Here is a 17,827-nt window from a genome sequence, read left to right on the forward strand (position 1 = left end):
CTCATCAAATTTTGTTTCATTTTTGCGCTAGCAGCGTGTATCGATTAAACCTTCAAAAAAAGGAATCCCCATGCCTTCCATCAAACGCGCCCTGATCAGCCTGTCCGACAAGACAGGCGCAGTCGAATTTGCCCAAACCCTGCACAAACTCGGTGTCGAAATCCTCTCTACCGGCGGCACGGCGAAGCTGCTTGCCGATGCGGGCGTTCCTGTGATTGAAGTCGCCGACTACACCGGTTTCCCCGAAATGCTCGACGGCCGCGTGAAAACGCTGCATCCGAAAATCCACGGCGGTATTTTGGGGCGGCGCGATTTGGGCGAACACGTCGCCAAGATGGAAGAGCACGGCATCGGCAACATCGACCTCGTGTGCGTCAACCTTTACCCCTTCGCCGCCACCATCGCCAAGCCAAACTGTACGCTGGAAGATGCGATTGAAAACATCGACATCGGCGGCCCGACCATGGTGCGCTCCGCCGCGAAAAACTGGAAACACGTTGCCATCGTTACCGACACCGCCGACTTCCCCGCCATTGCCGCCGAAATGGAAGCCAACGGCGGCGCGTTGAGCGACAAAACCCGCTTCAACCTGTCGCGCAAAGCGTTCAGCCACACCGCCCAATACGACGGCATGATTTCTAACTACTTAACCTCGCTTTCAGACGACGTCTTGAGCGGCACGCCCCAAATCGGCGAATTTCCCAGCCAGTTCAACCAAAGCTGGATTAAAGTGCAAGACATGCGCTATGGCGAAAACCCACACCAACGCGCCGCGTTCTATCGCGATATTTATCCCGCCGCAGGCAGCCTCGCCGCCTACAAACAACTGCAAGGTAAGGAATTGTCGTACAACAACATCGCCGATGCCGATGCTGCCTGGGAAGCCGTCAAATCCTTCGATGCGCCCGCCTGCGTGATTGTGAAACACGCCAATCCGTGCGGCGTCGCCGTTGCAGCCGATACATTGACCGCCTACAAACTCGCCTACGCCACTGACACCACCAGCGCGTTCGGCGGCATCATCGCCTTCAACCGCGAAGTGGACGGCGAAACCGTGAAACAGATTACCGACAACCAATTTATGGAAGTCTTGATGGCGCCGAAATTTACCGCCGAAGCCCTCGAAATCGCCGCCGCCAAGAAAAACGTGCGCGTATTGGAAGTGCCTCTAGAAGCAGGTGCGAACCGCTTCGAACTCAAACGCGTCGGCGGCGGGCTGCTGGTACAAACGCCCGACATCCACCGCATCAGCCGCGCCGATTTGAAAGTTGTCTCCAAACGCCAACCGACCGAGCAGGAATGGAACGATTTGCTGTTCGTCTGGAACGTCGCCAAATATGTCAAATCCAACGCCATCGTGTTCGGCAAAGGCGGTCAAACCTACGGCATCGGCGCAGGCCAAATGAGCCGCGTGGACAGCACCCGCATCGCCGCCCGCAAAGCGCAGGACGCAGGCCTAGACTTAAACGGCGCGTGTGCTGCTTCGGACGCATTCTTCCCCTTCCGCGACGGCGTGGACGTGATTGCCGAACAAGGCATCAAAGCCATCATCCACCCCGCAGGTTCGATGCGCGATCAGGAAGTCTTCGATGCGGCGGATGAACACGGCATTGCCATGGTGGTAACGGGCGTTCGCCATTTTAGGCATTGATTCAAGTTTGATTGAAGCAAAGGTCGTCTGAAAACTATTTTCAGACGACCTTTCGTGCAATTGCCATGACTCCTTAACCGCTTGGTAGTAAACGAAATCGAATCGGAACCCTTGCCCATTCAAGCCCGAACCCGCTACTCTTCCGCTTCCCATGACGGCCATGCCTGATGCAGCAATGCGTAGGCAATCAGGCTGCCCGGTTATCCGCATATTTCAGAAATCAAACAAACTGCCCCCTTCCTCACAGGAAATCAAGGAGAGCCACCATGCCCAACCGTACTGATCGCCTGCTCAAACTCTTGCAGCTTTTGCGCACCAGCCGCCATCCGAAAAGCGCGCGGCTGCTGGCGCAGGAGCTGTGCATCAGCGTGCGCTCGGTATACCGCGACATCGACACGCTGCGCCATCAGGGCGCGGTGATAAACGGGGAAGCGGGCGTGGGCTTTGTGTTGCAGCAGGATTGCAACCTGCCGCCGCTGATGTTCAGCGAAAACGAGCTCGAAGCACTGATGCTAGGCATGCGCTGGGCGGCGGCTCATGCTGATGGCGAAATGGCGGAGGCGGCACGCTCGGTGTTGGGTAAAGTGCACGCAGTGCTGCCCGCGCGCTTGGCGGAGCAGGCAGAAGCCCATGCGGTGTATCCGATTAACTGCGCGACGACGTTCGGACACGACGAAGAACACGTTCTGGCGCAGGTGCGGCAGGCTTTGCGGCAGGAGCAGACACTCAGTTTCAGCTACACCGATGTGCAAGGGCAGGCCAGCCGACGCACGGTGTGGCCGGTGGCGTTGGGCTATTGGGACAACGTGCGGCTTCTGGCGGCTTGGTGCACCTTGCGGCAGGCATTCCGCCATTTTCGTTGCGACCGCATCGCGCAAATTCAAACCGGCGCAGCCTATCCCATGCCGCACCGCCTGCTGCTGCAACGCTGGCGGCAGCATGAAGGGCTGGATTTGAGCGCGTTTGATTTGAGCCGCTAGTGCGATGCGGTTTGACCAAGACCATGCTGCTGACAGAAACTGACACAGCCATGAGGTATCCTGACTGGGTTTTAGACAGCCTGCAAACACCTCACCCACAATTGGACAAGGAAACATCATGAGCAAAATCACCCTCTATACTGCAAATCCTTCACGCGGCACCAATGTACGCTGGATGCTGACCGAATGCGGCGCGGATTACGACAACGTAGTGCTGGATTACCCGCAGCTCAAAGAGGCGGACTATCTAGCCATCAACCCGATGGGCAAAGTACCTGCTATCAAACATGCTGGGCAAGTGATTACCGAATTGCCCGCCATTCTCACCTATCTGGCCGAGCTTTTCCCCGAAAAACGGCTGATCCCGGCTGCGGGTACTCCGGAGCGCGGGCAATACTACCGCTGGCTGTCGTTTGGTTCTCAGCTCGAATACGCTATTCTCGACCGCTGGCGTCAGGTGCCGCAGAGCGAGGAATGGCGCCGTTCCCTCGGCTACGGCGATTTCGATACCGCGCTGCATACCCTGCAAACCCTGCTGTCCGACGGCCGCGAATACGCCGTGGGACAATATTTTAGCGCACTCGATATATACTTGACCGCTCTCTTGAGCTGGGGCATGTTCCGCGCCCAAGTGCTGCCGAACGCTGAACCGTTTGCCGGCTATATGCAGCGGCATTTGCAACGGGAAGCGGCGAAGGCGACGTTGAAATAAGGTGCTGCGCAAAAAAAAAGGCTACCTGAATCTTCAGGTAGCCTTTTTTTGTTAGAAATTCCTAGGGACTGTGTTGCACGTTTTATTTGTTTGGGGCTGTGGCGGTTGGTATGGCAAGGTTTTTGTACCGTTTATTTTTACCATTGGGGAGAAAAATCAGCTTGCGATAGGGATATTGCCAACAATTTTTCGCTTTCTAGAGGCATATTTTTCTTTTAAACAACAGTTTTATTCATGGTGTCCCATATTTTGAAAATACAGGGGAATCATGGAATTAATAAAAAATTAATGAATAAAAATAATCGCTTAAAAATGATAATTGATTAGAGTGTTAACCTTAAATACAACAAAAATTATATTTACTGCGAGTATTGTTACAAATCTTAAAATATTTACTAGCTATACAACGATTATCCTGATATTATACCGTTCATCATAAATACACCGATTATCGTTAAATTAAACCATTTGTCTGGTCAGTGATTGAACGGAGCAATCCTGATTCTGTTTGCAGAATTAAATATAGAGAGCCATATCCTATGACTACCGTTGCAATCGACATCCAACCGCAATTTCGCTTTACCTGTATGGCTGCTAATGCAACCCATTTTTTGTTGCGTCCGGAAAATATGGTTAATGAACTTAACCGCCAGGCAGCGTTGGCAGATAAAAGGGTTTTAATTGAGAATGTGAGCATTGATCCGGAGAGCATTTGTGCGACCGTCGTCAATCGCAACGGTGTCATGTTTGGTCGACCGTCCGGTTTTTTCAGCCAATGCGCCGGAGGTTGTCGCGGAACGCATTTGCTCCAAGGCTTGCCCTCTCCGGCAGATTACGATCATGCGCTCGAATTAAGCGGTAAACATGTTCACGGTGCTTGTTTTCATGAAGCCAATGAGGCAAACAGCACAGGCCTGTTGGAATGGCTGCACGAACAAAAAGCCGATACTGTCATTATTGGCGGATTGGCCATCGAAGAAACTGTCGCCAATACGGCCAAGCAATTGTCTTGGTACAGCGATAATCTTCATATTATTGTCAATCTCGGTGCCTGCCACGGCTATGCGCCTGAAAGCACCATCGAGACTATCTACCAAATGCGGAAAATGGGCATCACTGTTGCTTCAAATGCCGAAGCCATTCCAGAGCTGATGCGTCGTTTCTCCGGCATAAACCAGGTTAAAGTGTCGTAATCTCTTGCTATTACTCCCAGCTGCAAGAGTTTCTTAGGGTCGCCGTTTGGCGGCCCGTTTTTTTATCTGCTTTTTTTATAGTGGATTAACTTTAAACCATTACGGCGTTGCCTCGCCTTAGCTCAAAGAGAACGATTCTCTAAGGTGCTGAAGCACCAAGTGAATCGGTTCCGTACTATCTGTACTGTCTGCGGCTTCGTCGCCTTGTCCTGATTTAAAGTTAATCCACTATATGATGGTAGGGAAGGGGAGTATTGACTAACTGTTTGCTTCATAAAAAAGGTCGTCTGAACATTTTTCAGACGACCTTTTGCGTTACAAGGTTCTTACCTTAGAGGGAAGAAAATAATTGCTATGGCGACAGCAATCACACCGTAAATTGCCATGGGAATGACGGTTTTCTTGATAATCGCACCTTCGGCGTTTTTCACGTCCAGTACGGTACATACGGCGATGATGTTGTTGATGCAGACCATGTTGCCCATTGCGCCGCCGACGGATTGCAGGGCGAGGATGAGGGTAACGGACAGACCGGTATCAATAGCGATTTGTTGCTGAATCGGGCCGAATGTCAGGTTGGATACGGTGTTCGAACCGGAGAAGAATGCACCGATAGCGCCAAGGTAAGGGGAGAAGTAAACCCAGTGTTCGCCTGCCATCGCGGCAAACTCTTTACCGATGATTTTCACCATGGAGTCGTCGCCGCCAACCATCATCAGTTGAACCATAATCAGCGCGCCCATCAAGGCAAGCAGCGGTTTTTTGGTTTGGTTGAACGTTGCAGCGTAGAAAGCCCAGGCGTCTTTGAATTTGGTTTTATAAAGCAGGATACAAATCCAAACGGTAAAGACAAACGGAATCCATGCGGGAACGTAGAGGGTTTGGTAGGACGCGTTGACGCCTTGTCCGAAAATGTTGCCGAAGGTAATGGTCAAAGAGTCGCTGACGGTGATTTTGCTCAAATCAAACGGCAGTTGGAAGCTGAACCATTCTTCTTTGCTGGTCAGCAGGCCTTTGATGCCGAGCTGTTTGATACGGGTAACGACCAGCATACCGATAAGCATACCCAGGGGGGCAAGTGCTTTGGCGACTTGGGCGAAAGGTACTTTTTCGGCATTCGGGTCTTTCGGATGGTCTTTGCTCAAACCCCAGCCATGGTTGGCGGCGAATACAGACACCATCAGACCGATTGCGCCGGCAACGAGTGATGGGAATTCTTCGTTAACCATCGCCAAGGCGACATAAGGAATGGTACAAGAGAAAACGGCGATACCGATGAAGCCTAAGTTTTTACGGATTTCAGACCAAGGCACGATGAAGCTCAAGCCGATGACGGGAATGACGAAGCCTGCGAAGAAGTGCATCACGCCGGTTTGTCTGCCGATGGCAAGGATATTTTCGGCACTCAGGTTTAATGGTGCAAAACCGAACCAAGTCGGCGTACCGACCGCGCCGAAAGATACCGGCACGGAATTCATAACCAGCGTAAAAATCGCCACTTTCAACGGGTTGAAACCCAGACTCATCAGAATCGGGGCGGCAATCGCAGCAGGTGTACCGAAGCCGGATGCACCCTCAATCATAAAGGCGAACGACCAGCCGATAATCATCAGCTGCGCCACAGGATTCGGGCTGATGGTCGCCAGCCATTTGCGGATAATGTCGATACAGCCGGTGGTTTCCATCATACGGTTGAACATGATCGCACCGAAAATCACGGTAATTGGCGTCAGTGTGGAAACCAGGCCGGACGCTGCGGTTGCGTTGAGCAGCATAGCGTCGTCTTTGAAATAAAACAGCTTGATGGCGTAAATCAGCGCGGCGGTAATCGGCAGCGCAATATAGGAAGGCATACTGTTTTTCTTAACCATCAGCCAAATCAGCAGGATGATGGGAAAAATGCTGAGGAATAGTGCCATGGTGAATCCTTAAATCGGCGTTGTTTATCAATTTTTATCATGATGTCGGATGCGGGAGAGATACCGAACCTTAATCTGAGAGTAATTACCAAATAAATTGGTAATACCAATTCAAAAGAATGCCGCATACTTTACGTAATACGATGTAATCGGTCAAGTGATTTATACGCGAACCGCGCGTTGCAAAATAAGGTTTTCGGCTGAGGGGAAATTAGTTTTTTATTATCAGAATATTGCAAAACGGATAAGCGGGAGAAGGAGAGAAATGTTGGAAATGCTGCAACAGGTAAATTCAAAAAAGGTCGTCTGAAAACAGCTTCTGCTTCGTCGGTATAGTGGATTAACTTTAAATCAGGACAAGGCGACGAAGCCGCAGACAGTACAGATAGTACGGAACCGATTCACTTGGTGCTTCAGCACCTTAGAGAATCGTTCTCTTTGAGCTAAGGCGAGGCAACGCCGTACTGGTTTAAAGTTAATCCACTATATTTATGACTTGATGGAACTTGCTGTATTTGTTTTCAGACGACCTTTAGGCAGCTTTATTGTAAAGGTTCGGCAAACCAGTCTTGCGTGGCGGTATTGGCATCAAAGACTTGTCCCATTAGCGGAGTCAACGGATTGACACCCAAGCTGCGTGCCAGCGGGATGCTTTGAAGCAGGGGTTCGTTCCAAGCGTGCAGTGCCATGGCGTAGGCGCCCCAGTGGATGGGCATGAAGCGTTTGGGGGCAAGCTGCGCGGCATAGCGGGCGGTTTGTTCGGGGAAGAGGTGATTGTTGGGCCAATGTTCGCTGTATTGCCCGTTTTCGATGAATGCGATGTCGAACCCGTTGAATTTTTCGGCGATTTTGTCGAAATGGCTGCCTTGTGCCGAGTCGCCGTGAAAATAGAATTTTTCGCCGCCGTGTTCGATGACGAAGCTGGACCACAGGGCTTGGTTGTGGTCGGTCAGGGTTCGGGATGAATCGTGACGGGCAGGTAGTGCGGTGTAGCGGATGCCGTTGCGTTCGGTACTTTGCCACCAATCGAGTTCGGTAATGCGCTCTTGCGGCACGCCCCATTTTTTCAGCAGTACGCCCATACCGAGTGAGACGACAAAGTGGCTGCTACCTTTTGAATTGAGTGCCTGCACGCTGTCTTTTTCGAGGTGATCATAGTGGCTGTGTGAAATCAGGATGACATCGACAGGCGGCAGTTCGTCGATTTCTGCGGGCGCAGGCTGGAAGCGTTTCATGGTGATGGGGATGGGGGAGACGGAATTGCCGAAAACGGGATCGGTAATGACGGTTTGCCCGCCGATCCGCATCAATAGGGTGGAATGTCCGAACCAGACGAAGCGGCTTTTCCCTTCGGGTGCGGCGAGGAAGGTTTGCCAATCGGGCTTGACGGTAGGCAGAGGTTTGGGCGGGCGCGTTGCCTGCGGGTCGGTCAGGATCTTCCAAAATGCGCCGGTCAGGCCGGTCGGTTTCTGCTGCGGTTCGGGGTTGAAGAAGGTTTGCGTTTTCGGGTCGTAATGGTCGCTTGCGGGGTAAACGGGATGTTGGTCGGGATAGAGCCAGTAGGTGAGCAGGGCGCAGGCAGCGGTCAAGGTAATGAGTTTTTTCTTGTGTTTCATAATTGGTTTTTATGAAGAAGGTCGTCTGAAAATTTTTCAGACGACCTTGGATTCTGTTTGAAAATAGTCTCGGTATCCATCAGATGGCGTGCGAACAGCCGGACACCATTTTTTTGAGGGCTTGCGAGTCGAGGATTTTGATGTGTTTGTGTTCGACCGAAATTAAGCCTTCGTGGTGGAATTTGGAGAGCGTGCGGCTGACGGTTTCGAGTTTCAGCCCCAAATAGCTGCCGATTTCTTCGCGCGACATCCGCAGAATGAAATCGTTGGCGGCAAATCCGCGCGAGTAAAGGCGTTGGGACAGGTTAAGCAAAAACGCCGCCAGACGTTCTTCGGCGCGCATATTGCCTAAAAGCAGCATCACGCCTTGGTCGCGCACGATTTCGCGGCTCATCAATCTGAAAAAATGACTTCTCAGGCTGGGGATGTTGTGTCCCAGCTCTTCGATGTGGGTGAAGGGCAGCTCACACACTTCGCTGTCTTCCAAAGCCACCGCGTCGCAGCTGTGGACATGGGAGCAAATGCCGTCCATGCCGATGAGTTCGCCGGACATAAAAAAGCCGGTAACCTGATCGCGACCGTCCTGGCTGGCAACCGTGGTTTTGAAAAAACCGGCACGGATGGCAAACAGCGACGCGAAAGGCTCACCGGTGCGGAACAGATATTCACCCTTCTTCAAGCGGCGGCTCTGTCGGATGACCGCGTCCAATTGTGCAAACTCATTGGGCAAAAGCCCGACAGGCAGGCAGAGTTCACGCAGCGAACAGGAAGAACACAGGGTTTTCATCTGATGCATAGCATTGTGTGTGGTCATAAAACACCCTTAAAATTAAGGTTTTTATCCTGTCATGATTACGTAAGTTATTGACACATATCAAGACAGGTTTATCATACTGTGGCATTCTACCAAACTATCCGAAAATTGCCTAACATCATTACTCTAATCACGCACACGCCATGAAAGTAATACCGATACAAAATAATCACAATAGAAACAATGACAAGCCTGAGTTCGACCGCGAACTCATCGCCAGCCTTCCTTCCAGCGGTCCGCGCTACACTTCCTACCCGACAGCCGACCGATTCCATGACGGATTTCGCGAAGCCGAATATATCAATGCCTTGAATCAGCGCGGTATGGGGGCTTTGAACAAGCCCCTTTCGCTTTATATCCACATCCCCTTCTGCAACACCATTTGTTACTACTGCGGCTGCAATAAAATCATCACCAAAGACAAAAGCCGCGCCGATGCCTACATCGAATACCTTGAAAAAGAAATGGAGCTGCTCGCCCCGCATCTGGGCGGACGGCATCAGCTCGCGCAACTGCACTTCGGCGGCGGTACGCCGACCTTTCTGAGCGACGACCAAATCGAACGCGTATTCCGCATGATACGCAAACATTTCCAACTTATCCCCGGCGGCGAATACTCCATCGAAATCGACCCGCGCAAAGTCAGCCGCGAAACCGTCCTCATGCTCGGCAAGCTCGGCTTCAACCGCATGAGCGTCGGTATTCAGGACTTTGACCCCAAAGTGCAGGCAGCAGTCAACCGCATCCAAAGCTACGACGAAACCAAAGAAGTCATCGATGCCGCCCGCGAAGCCGGATTCAAATCCGTCAGCGTCGATTTGATTTACGGTCTGCCGCACCAAACCGCCGAAAGCATTAAAACCACCATCGACACTGTCTTGTCGCTCGATCCCGACCGCCTTGCCCTTTATCACTACGCCCACCTGCCGCATATCTTCAAGCCGCAACGCCGCATCGATACCGAAGCCGTTCCCGGCAGCGAAGAAAAACTCGATATGCTGCAATACTGCGTTCAAACCCTGACCGAACGCGGTTACGTCTTCATCGGTATGGACCATTTCGCCAAACCCGATGACGAACTTTCCATCGCCCTCAAAGAAGGCTTCCTCCAGCGCAACTTCCAAGGCTACTCGACCTACGCGGACTGCGATTTGGTTGCCATCGGCGTATCCTCCATCGGCAAGATCGGCAGCACCTACTCCCAAAACGAACGCGACATCGATGCCTACTATGCTGCCCTCGATGCCGGACACCTGCCCATCATGCGCGGCTACCAGCTCAATCAGGACGACCTTTTGCGCCGCAATATCATCCAAGATTTGATGTGCCGCTTCGCCTTGGATTACCGAATCTACGAAAGCGTGTTCGGTATCCCGTTCGACCGCTATTTCAAAGACGAACTTGCCGACTTGGAACAACTCGCCTCCCTCGGACTCGTCCGCCTGAAACCGCACGGGATGACCGTTACCCCCAAAGGCCGCTTCCTGATACGCAACATCGCCATGGTGTTCGACTACCACCTGCGTCATAGGGAAACCAAAGCCCAATATTCGCAAACGGTGTAAAGAGGAATAACAAAGGTCGTCTGAAAATTTTCAGACGACCTTTGTTTTTATTTTCAAGACTTTCGGGTAACATCAAACCATATTTGCCGGTTTGCCGTGATTCAAGTCAATTTGTTCTAGATGCGCCCTATGATTACCGAACAGCAAAACGATATCCTCAGCATCAATCAAGTGCAGCTTCTCCTTGCTGAAAAACGCACGGCGCTTGCTGTCATGCGCACGGGTATTGCTGTTTTTGCGCTGCCGTTGTCTATTTTCAGCGCGCTGATTGCGACATCGAAATGGTATGAAGTTGTCGATGTCTGGCCTTTGCTTGCGTTGGTCAGCCTGATGAACATCAGCTTGATTGTTTTCTCGGTTTATCTGATTACCCGCTCGCTCCGTAGAATGCACCAATACGACCGAATGATTGCCGATATCAAATACAACAATCAGTCTTTGCGTAAACTGCTTGAGTCATAAAATCCAGACGGTTGGGGTAGGGCATAGGTCGTCTGAAAATCAAAATATAGAGGAATTTTAGTTATTTAGTATAGTGGATTAAAATAAAAATGAGACAAGGCGGCAACGCCCGCCGTGTACGGGTAGTACATAAGGGCGTTGGCAACGCCGTATCATTGCAATTTTAATCCACTATAAAACATGGCTCCCCCTCTATTTGAAGCGACACGATACCATCGCAGTATCAGGATATAAAATGAACATTAAACATAAAGAATGGATAAAAATCTTACTCTTCCCTCATTTAATAACGGCCGGTCTCTTAGGTCCGACAATAATTATTTTTTGGTTAGGTGGATTTGTCGGTCTCTACTCTGCTATAAACGTATTCAGTGAATTAGGTCGGCTGAAATATTATATTTATATTGGACTTCCTTTGATTTTTGCGGTGCTTTCACTTGGGTTGTATTGGAAAAATCTGAGGATAGGGAAGATGCTGATTTCTTCTGCGATATATTTATGGTTTCTCTTAGGGTTTTTATGCCTAGGGTGGCAGATATAAACTTATTGAAATGACCAACTCACTTGGATATTGGTAGGAATCCTGCCGGATGCACTGATCGTGTTCAGACGGAAGCGAAAGCAGTCTGCAATTTTGGTTTGTCCGGTCTTTTGTCTCAAACGCTTTAAAAATATGGAACAACCTGATTTTTTTCCCATCCCCAGCCCCTGTATCGGCGTCTGTGAAGCCAATGCCAAAGGCTATTGCAAAGGCTGTCTGCGCAGCCGTGAAGAAAGGCTTTATTGGCAAAAAATGACCGATGATCAAAAGCATCAGGTCATGCGTCTTCTCGGTATGAGGAAAACCAAAATCCGCAACCGCCAGCTCGATGCCATGGCAGCGCCAGAAGTCGGTGTGGAGGCGCAAAGCGGGTTTTTGTTTGAGGATGAGGGATAAGGTGATGAAACATAAAAAGGACGGGTTTGCATTCCGTCCTTTTTTATTTGTCGAAAATATAGTGGATTAACTTTAAACCAGTACGGCGTTGCTTCGTCTTAGCTCAAAGAGAACGGTTCTCTAAGGTGCTGAAGCACCAAGTGAATCGGTTCCGTACTATCTGTACTGTCTGCGGCTTCGTCGCCTTGTCCTGATTTAAATTTAATCCACTATAGTGGCAAATCAAATGATTTGAAGAGAATTGATGAAGACCACGATAATGGCAATCGGAGCGATGTAGCGCAACGCGCCCAGCCATAGATATAGAAGCGTTTTCGGTACGGTACTGCCCATGCCGGCATGGGTCAAAACGGATTGCCTGTCTTGAATCCAGCCGGTAAAGATAGAGATGCTTAATGCGCATAGCGGCATAATGATGGCAGTAATAATGTAGTCCCATAAATCAAAAATAGATTTATTGAAAATAAGCACATCGCTCCATACGCCGAAGGATAGGGCAGAAGGGATGCCGACAATAAAGATGGCAATGCCGATGGCCCAAGTGTGCCGGCTGCGTTTGCGTTCATCTTGGCGGATGGTTGCCGCAATGACGGTTTCCAGCATGGAAAACGCTGAAGTCAGCGTGGCAAAGACAACCAACATCATGAACACGGCAAACAGATAGTTGCCGGACGGAATTTTCATGAATACGGCAGGCAAGACCACGAAAATCAGACCGGGACCTTGGCTGGGCGTGGCGCCCAATGCGAATACCGCCGGAAAGATGACCAGGCCTGCCAGCAGCGATACCAACAGGTTCATCCACATAATGATATTGCCCGAGCGGAACATATCCTGATCTTTACCCAAATACGATGCGTAGGTGATCATTGCCGATACACCGATACTCAACGCAAAGAAAGCCTGACCCAGCGCGGTCAGCATCGTTTCCGATTTGATTTTCGACCAATCCGGTTTCAATAAAAAACTGACGCCTTCCATTGCGCCGGGCAAGGTCAGCGAGCGGATTGCCAAAACGATAAACAAAATAAACAAAGCAGGCATCAGATAGCGGTTTGCTTTTTCAATGCCGTCAGAGATTCCGCCTTTGACTACCCAAATGGTAATCAGCATGAACAGCCCTTGATAAAGAATCGAACTTGTCGGATTGGAAATTGTTTTTTCGAATAGGGCGCCAAAATCAACGTTCGGGGCAATTTCGCCGGTGAAGCTGTGTACGACATAATTCAAAACCCAGCCGCCGACTACGCTGTAAAACGACAATAAAATGAAGCACGCAGCCACACCGATCCTGCCGACCCAAGGCCAAAGCGAGCCGGGACGCAGGGTTTTGAACGAATCGATGGCGTTTTTACCGCCTGTGCGCCCGATATAAAACTCGGCAAGCTGTACCGGCAACGCCACGATAATCGTGAAGATGACAAACAGAAGGACAAAAATTGCCCCGCCGTTCGTACCGGCGGTATAAGGGAATTTCCAAATCGCACCCAAACCGATGGCAGAGCCTGCCGCGGCAAGGACGAAACCGATTTTGGAAGACCAAGAGGATGAATGACTCATAGCGGGATATGTTGAGAAATAAAATTGGCTGAATTGTAACAAAGCGTAGTCGGGGATAATACTGGATGGCGGACGCGGCGGAAAATAACGCATGGATGGTGCGTAGAACGATAAGCTTTTGGCGTGAATTTTTTAAATGGCTATGATTTGAGAAATGATTTAAATTAAAATGTGTAAAAAAAGATATTTTGTGCCAAAAATTGAGAGAGGTCGTCTGAAAACCGGTTCAGACGACCTCTTGTTTGTGCGGACAGCGTGAACATTTCAGCCTGACTTCGGCATACAGTTACATCAGCCTGATATCCTGCGAGGGTGTGGAATTCAGGATCAAACCACACGCCTCCTAAATTTCCATCAGGCCGCTATAAAATTGTCGGTTGCGTTACGGCATCGTAGTGCTGTACGTTTTCCGTATCGGCGGTGTAGCTAAAGCTGCCGACCCCGCTGTTGACCGTTTCAAACCTGCCGGTTTGACCGCTTGCCGACAGTTTGTCCAGCAGGGTTTCTACGGTAAATGTCCCTTCGTCCAATCGGAATTCTCCGACAGAAGCAGTGTTGCTGCCTTTGAGATATTGGTTGTCGATGGTGATTTTGCCGCCTGAGTTGGCAATGGTGATTTCCCAATCGATTGCCCCGCTTGCGTTGGTGCTTGCATTGATATGCAAATCTTTGACGGCGATGCCTTGTCCGAATTGGAGGGCGTTGTTGCCGTGATTGTCGGAAATGGTGTCGTGTCCCTCTCCGAAGCAGAAGACATAGGTATCATTCCCTGCGCCGCCATACAGGATATCGTCATCCAAGCCGCCAAACAGTAGGTCGTCGCCGGAGCCGCCATACAGTACGTCTTTGCCCGACTCGCCATAAAAGACATCGTTGTTTTCGCCGCCGAACAACGTATCATTGCCCGCCCCGCCATTGAGATGGTCGTCTCCGCCGTTGCCGAAAATCACATCGTTTCCCGAATCTCCATTGACGGTATCTCTGCCGTCGTCGCCTCGGACGATATCGTCGCCATCGCCGCCACTGATGAAGTTGGTTCCACCGCTGACGAATACGGTATCGTTGCCGCCGCCGGCATAAATGCTGTCATCGCCGCTTTTGCCGTCAATATGGTCTATGCCGTCTGTGCCTTTGATGCTGTCGTTGCCTGCCGTGCCTGTAATATAGGTCACGCTGACGGATTTGAAGCCGGCGGCTTCGTTGGCGTAATAGTAATTTTGATCGGGAATATTGCTGAGTTCCTGACGGGTAATGGAGGTAACTTTTTCCGGTTGATCAACGGCGGACGGGGCAGAAACCGCCGCATTTCCGATGATGTTGTTGCCGGATAGGGCGATGCCTTTGCCGTTTGAAATCGGCAATGTCTGAGTAATGGCTGTATCGGACAGGTTGTCGGCGATGATGTTGTTTTCGACTTTGACGTTTTTGATTGCGCCATGCTCTTCTTCAAAGTCGATAGAACCTTTTTCGCGTCCGTATGTGTCGGTTCGGGTGCCATTGCCGATTAACAGATTGTCCCGAACCGAAATACCTTTTTTGTTCAGATCAAAATTGTGTCCTTGGAAAACGGTGTTGAGGCGTATGCCCGACCATGCGGCATTGTCGCGAATCAGGTTGCCGGCTACTTCATGTCCGGCGCCGCCGAAGATGCCGATACCTGCCGCGCGCCAGCCGAGTTCAACGGTGTTGTTTAGGAAACGGTTGTTTTCGGCTACTTTGGATTCTGTTTGGTCTGCAATGCTCGACCATGTCGCCAGACCGTCGTCGCCATTGCCTCGGATGTTGGAATTGATGACGGTCGAATGGCTGGTTCCCTGCGCAAAATTAATGCCGTCTGCGAGATTGTTCCGGATGAGGGCGTTGGAGACGGTCAGTCCGTCTGTGTAGTGCAGTGGGTGTTCATTGTCCACTTTGGCGTAATCGCCGGTCCAGATGCCTACTTCAAAATGCTCAATGGCGATGTCGTGGATGGACGAGCCTTTGCCCAAAGTGCCGGAAATGCCTTTGTAGTTGGCTTGTTGGTGGAAACGGGATGCTAAATTTGAATCCATCGACAGATTGCCGAAATCAATATTGTTGCTGCCGTGTTCAAACACGATGCCGCCGCCTTTTTTCACTGTGCCGTTTTCAAAAACGGGCGGTTCCTCGCTCGTGAAATGCAGTTTGGTATGCCACCTGCCGGCACCGCCGATGCTGATTCCTTTAGGGGCATAGATGTGGAGCTGGTGGTCGAAATCAAACTGCCCTTCGGGAATGTAAACGGATTTTCCGGAGGTTTTTGCCGATTCGATTGCCTCCGTCAGGGCTTTCGAATCATCGATTCCGTCGTTTGCTTTTGCGCCGAAATCGGTAATGCTGACGCTGTTTGCAGGCTGTTTGATCGCGGCAGGGGCTTTTTCCAATTCAACGAAGTCGATACCGACCGGGGTGTTGCCTGATTTGTTGACGATGGTCACGGTGTCGCCGCTTTGGATGGATGTATTTTTCAACAGCGTACCCGCTTCGTCGAACTGGAAGCGGGCGACACGGTCGGCAGCAAGCGTATCGTGGATTTTGATGTCTTCGCCTTTGTGGTGCTCATAATTTTCCAAATACTGCCAGTTGTGTTTTGATGATAAATCAAGGTTAGCTACGGGTTTGCCGTTTACTTGGATTTCAACTTTGCCGGTTGCCCCGTCGGGAACGGTATAGCGGAGGGTGGCGGCATCCGCATCCGCCTTTGCTGTAAACGAAACGGCGGCATTGACCGGCAGGTCAACGTAAGACTGTTTGCTGGCTTCGTGGGCAGTGGAGTGTATGGAAGCGGCTTTTTTGACTGTTGCACCTGCTGAGAGTGTACCCTGGTCGGCTTCATAAGTCGTGTATGCGGCTTTGGCACCGTAGCGGGAGGGATCGTAGGTAACAGTTTCTGACATTAATATGTTCCTTTTGAAATGGTCTGTCATTTTGAACGGTAAAACATAATAGGCAATGCAACCGCTGAAAAGTTCTATGTCGATTTAAAAGGAAACGTCGTCTGAAAGTGGGGATCGCTCAGAAGGGTTGTAGATGATGTGTTCTGTTTTTATTCGGGAAACCGTTGCACTTCAAATACGAAGGTACAGGGCTTTCATGACAGCTCGTCTGAATCAAACAGGCTTTTGCATGCATACAGCAGCCCGCCCGCCAATACGGCAAGGCCCACCGCCGCCCAGTACGCATCGGCATAGCCGACCGACTTTGCCAGCCGCAGGGCGGCGAAACCGGCCGCGTAACTGCCGAGCAGAACCACGGAAAATTGCAGGCTGCTGTCGAGTGCGGCGGTGGCGCGGTCGGATTTGTCCATCACCAACGCCAGTATCACTGGCAGCAGCAGCGTGTAGCTCAGGCTCAGGGCGATGATTTGCGCGGGCGGCAGCCAAGGGTGGACGCGGGCGAGCGCGTCGATGGCGGTCATGGATGCCAAAAGCGGCAGTTGCAGCGCGTAGAGCAGGAAAACGAGTTTGCGGCGCGGATAATTGCGCGAAAACCAGCCCGACAGCGGCGTCACAATCAGGCAGGCAACAGGAATACCCACCGCCAGAATCCCGCCCGTCTCCTTCGGGGTGAAGTCCAGATCCGCCAGCTTGGGCACAAAAGTCGCCGCAGCAAACGCATACGGCGCGGCAACGGCAAACAGCAAAACCAGCCACCGCCAGCCCGTTTCAGGCTGCCGCCAAAAGGAGACCAGCCGCGTCGCCAACGCCGTCAAACCGCCTTGCGCCGTCGGACTTTCCGGCTCGCGGTAGCACAAGAGTTGCAGCAACATCAGCAGGCTGAACGCCAGCATAAAGCCCGCCGCTGCCGTCTGTCCATATTCCTGATACAGCCACAACACCAGCGCGCCGCCGATCATCTTGCCACCGCGCGCCGCCATCGTCTGAATCACGCCGCCGAAACCGCGTTCGCGGTGCGGCAGGACGATGCACGACAAGCCCAGCATCGCGCAGCCGTACACCGCCGACATCGCCGAGAGCAGTACGCAGCAGATCAAAAGCAGCGGGAAGTTCTGCGTTATGTCGGTGCAGGCCATCAGCCCGAACACCGCCGAAAGCCCCAGCGTCGCCGCCAGCAGCCAGCCGCGAAACCGCCCGAACCGCCCCGCCGGCCGCCGCTCCATCAGCGTGGCAAACAACACTTTTGCCGCTTCGATACCGCCGATTAAATGTATCCAGCTCAATTGGTTCAGGCTGTAACCGTGGTTTTTCAAAATAGCGACCAGCGCGACCAGATAAAAACCGGTCAGCGTGAATTTGTAGGTGCTGCCGCAGATAAGCAGCAGCCAGTCGCGCGGGGCGGGGGATGTCGGGGTTTGTTGGGACATGGATGGCTCCCTATTGCGAGTGTACGGGAATGATGTGGGTGCGGTAGGTCGTCTGAAAAACGTTTCAGACGACCTA

General features: G+C 51.4%; 14 protein-coding genes and 2 pseudogenes. 8 read left to right on the forward strand and 8 right to left on the reverse strand.

Annotated features, from left to right (window positions below; all coding sequences use genetic code 11):
• The first annotated feature begins 70 nt into the window (after positions 1 to 70).
• The 4 genes from purH (at position 71) to HMPREF1028_RS02035 (ending at position 4,536) form a co-directional block, all read left to right on the forward strand.
• Entirely contained in the window at positions 71 to 1,651 is a 1,581-nt protein-coding gene (gene purH / locus HMPREF1028_RS02020) for a bifunctional phosphoribosylaminoimidazolecarboxamide formyltransferase/IMP cyclohydrolase (protein WP_009311131.1), read from the forward strand.
• Positions 1,652 to 1,917: 266 nt separating this feature from the next.
• A complete protein-coding gene (locus tag HMPREF1028_RS02025) occupies positions 1,918 to 2,631 on the forward strand; it encodes a YafY family protein (protein WP_009311132.1) in 714 nt (237 codons plus the stop codon).
• Positions 2,632 to 2,749: 118 nt separating this feature from the next.
• Entirely contained in the window at positions 2,750 to 3,343 is a 594-nt protein-coding gene (locus HMPREF1028_RS02030) for a glutathione S-transferase family protein (protein ID WP_009311133.1), read from the forward strand.
• Positions 3,344 to 3,882: 539 nt separating this feature from the next.
• Positions 3,883 to 4,536: an isochorismatase family protein gene (locus HMPREF1028_RS02035; RefSeq protein WP_009311134.1), complete on the forward strand. Its 654-nt coding sequence runs from the start codon at positions 3,883 to 3,885 to the stop codon at positions 4,534 to 4,536.
• A 170-nt stretch (positions 4,537 to 4,706) separates the two neighbouring features.
• Here HMPREF1028_RS02035 and HMPREF1028_RS15285 read toward each other — a convergent pair.
• The 4 genes and pseudogenes from HMPREF1028_RS15285 to fnr all read right to left on the reverse strand — a co-directional run.
• Positions 4,707 to 4,769 (reverse strand): annotated as a pseudogene (locus tag HMPREF1028_RS15285) (transposase); the annotation flags it as partial.
• 93 nt (positions 4,770 to 4,862) lie between these two features.
• The gene (locus tag HMPREF1028_RS02040) at positions 4,863 to 6,455 is read right to left on the reverse strand and encodes an L-lactate permease (RefSeq protein ID WP_009311135.1); all 1,593 of its coding nucleotides are present in this window, start codon (positions 6,453 to 6,455) and stop codon (positions 4,863 to 4,865) included.
• A 542-nt stretch (positions 6,456 to 6,997) separates the two neighbouring features.
• A complete protein-coding gene (locus HMPREF1028_RS02045; protein ID WP_009311136.1) occupies positions 6,998 to 8,071 on the reverse strand; it encodes an MBL fold metallo-hydrolase in 1,074 nt (357 codons plus the stop codon).
• Positions 8,072 to 8,150: 79 nt separating this feature from the next.
• Positions 8,151 to 8,885 (reverse strand): fumarate/nitrate reduction transcriptional regulator Fnr, encoded by a 735-nt coding sequence (fnr, locus tag HMPREF1028_RS02050; protein ID WP_009311137.1) that lies wholly within the window; start codon positions 8,883 to 8,885, stop codon positions 8,151 to 8,153.
• 143 nt (positions 8,886 to 9,028) lie between these two features.
• Between fnr and hemN the strand changes: the two genes are divergently transcribed.
• The 4 genes from hemN (at position 9,029) to HMPREF1028_RS02070 (ending at position 11,849) form a co-directional block, all read left to right on the forward strand.
• Positions 9,029 to 10,450, forward strand: a complete 1,422-nt coding sequence (gene hemN, locus HMPREF1028_RS02055; protein WP_009311138.1) for an oxygen-independent coproporphyrinogen III oxidase — start codon at positions 9,029 to 9,031, stop codon at positions 10,448 to 10,450.
• Between the two features lie 129 nt (positions 10,451 to 10,579).
• Positions 10,580 to 10,912, forward strand: a complete 333-nt coding sequence (locus HMPREF1028_RS02060) for a hypothetical protein (protein WP_003761972.1) — start codon at positions 10,580 to 10,582, stop codon at positions 10,910 to 10,912.
• Positions 10,913 to 11,147: 235 nt separating this feature from the next.
• Positions 11,148 to 11,453, forward strand: a complete 306-nt coding sequence (locus HMPREF1028_RS02065) for a hypothetical protein (RefSeq protein WP_009311139.1) — start codon at positions 11,148 to 11,150, stop codon at positions 11,451 to 11,453.
• Between the two features lie 132 nt (positions 11,454 to 11,585).
• On the forward strand, positions 11,586 to 11,849 hold the full coding sequence (locus tag HMPREF1028_RS02070; protein ID WP_009311140.1) for a DUF1289 domain-containing protein: 264 nt from the start codon (positions 11,586 to 11,588) through the stop codon (positions 11,847 to 11,849).
• 151 nt (positions 11,850 to 12,000) lie between these two features.
• Here HMPREF1028_RS02070 and HMPREF1028_RS15290 read toward each other — a convergent pair.
• From HMPREF1028_RS15290 to HMPREF1028_RS02085, 4 genes and pseudogenes are all read right to left on the reverse strand, one after another.
• Positions 12,001 to 12,063, reverse strand: a pseudogene (locus tag HMPREF1028_RS15290) (transposase); the annotation flags it as partial.
• Positions 12,064 to 12,071: 8 nt separating this feature from the next.
• A complete protein-coding gene (locus HMPREF1028_RS02075; protein ID WP_036492995.1) occupies positions 12,072 to 13,409 on the reverse strand; it encodes a sodium-dependent transporter in 1,338 nt (445 codons plus the stop codon).
• 362 nt (positions 13,410 to 13,771) lie between these two features.
• Positions 13,772 to 16,324 (reverse strand): right-handed parallel beta-helix repeat-containing protein, encoded by a 2,553-nt coding sequence (locus HMPREF1028_RS02080; protein WP_009311141.1) that lies wholly within the window; start codon positions 16,322 to 16,324, stop codon positions 13,772 to 13,774.
• A gap of 194 nt (positions 16,325 to 16,518) precedes the next feature.
• Positions 16,519 to 17,751, reverse strand: coding sequence for an MFS transporter (locus HMPREF1028_RS02085; RefSeq protein ID WP_009311142.1), 1,233 nt, complete (start codon positions 17,749 to 17,751; stop codon positions 16,519 to 16,521).
• Positions 17,752 to 17,827: the final 76 nt, after the last annotated feature.

Source organism: Neisseria sp. GT4A_CT1, from assembly GCF_000227275.1.
Classification (GTDB): Bacteria; Pseudomonadota; Gammaproteobacteria; order Burkholderiales; family Neisseriaceae; genus Neisseria.

Excerpts from the sequence above, each read along its gene's own strand:
- purH (WP_009311131.1), top strand. The coding sequence starts at position 71 with ATGCCTTCCATCAAACGCGCCCTGATCAGCCTGTCCGACAAGACAGGC.
- HMPREF1028_RS02025 (WP_009311132.1), top strand. The coding sequence starts at position 1,918 with ATGCCCAACCGTACTGATCGCCTGCTCAAACTCTTGCAGCTTTTGCGC.
- HMPREF1028_RS02030 (WP_009311133.1), top strand. The coding sequence starts at position 2,750 with ATGAGCAAAATCACCCTCTATACTGCAAATCCTTCACGCGGCACCAAT.
- HMPREF1028_RS02035 (WP_009311134.1), top strand. The coding sequence starts at position 3,883 with ATGACTACCGTTGCAATCGACATCCAACCGCAATTTCGCTTTACCTGT.
- HMPREF1028_RS02040 (WP_009311135.1), bottom strand. The coding sequence starts at position 6,455 with ATGGCACTATTCCTCAGCATTTTTCCCATCATCCTGCTGATTTGGCTG.
- HMPREF1028_RS02045 (WP_009311136.1), bottom strand. The coding sequence starts at position 8,071 with ATGAAACACAAGAAAAAACTCATTACCTTGACCGCTGCCTGCGCCCTG.
- fnr (WP_009311137.1), bottom strand. The coding sequence starts at position 8,885 with ATGACCACACACAATGCTATGCATCAGATGAAAACCCTGTGTTCTTCC.
- hemN (WP_009311138.1), top strand. The coding sequence starts at position 9,029 with ATGAAAGTAATACCGATACAAAATAATCACAATAGAAACAATGACAAG.
- HMPREF1028_RS02060 (WP_003761972.1), top strand. The coding sequence starts at position 10,580 with ATGATTACCGAACAGCAAAACGATATCCTCAGCATCAATCAAGTGCAG.
- HMPREF1028_RS02065 (WP_009311139.1), top strand. The coding sequence starts at position 11,148 with ATGAACATTAAACATAAAGAATGGATAAAAATCTTACTCTTCCCTCAT.
- HMPREF1028_RS02070 (WP_009311140.1), top strand. The coding sequence starts at position 11,586 with ATGGAACAACCTGATTTTTTTCCCATCCCCAGCCCCTGTATCGGCGTC.
- HMPREF1028_RS02075 (WP_036492995.1), bottom strand. The coding sequence starts at position 13,409 with ATGAGTCATTCATCCTCTTGGTCTTCCAAAATCGGTTTCGTCCTTGCC.
- HMPREF1028_RS02080 (WP_009311141.1), bottom strand. The coding sequence starts at position 16,324 with ATGTCAGAAACTGTTACCTACGATCCCTCCCGCTACGGTGCCAAAGCC.
- HMPREF1028_RS02085 (WP_009311142.1), bottom strand. The coding sequence starts at position 17,751 with ATGTCCCAACAAACCCCGACATCCCCCGCCCCGCGCGACTGGCTGCTG.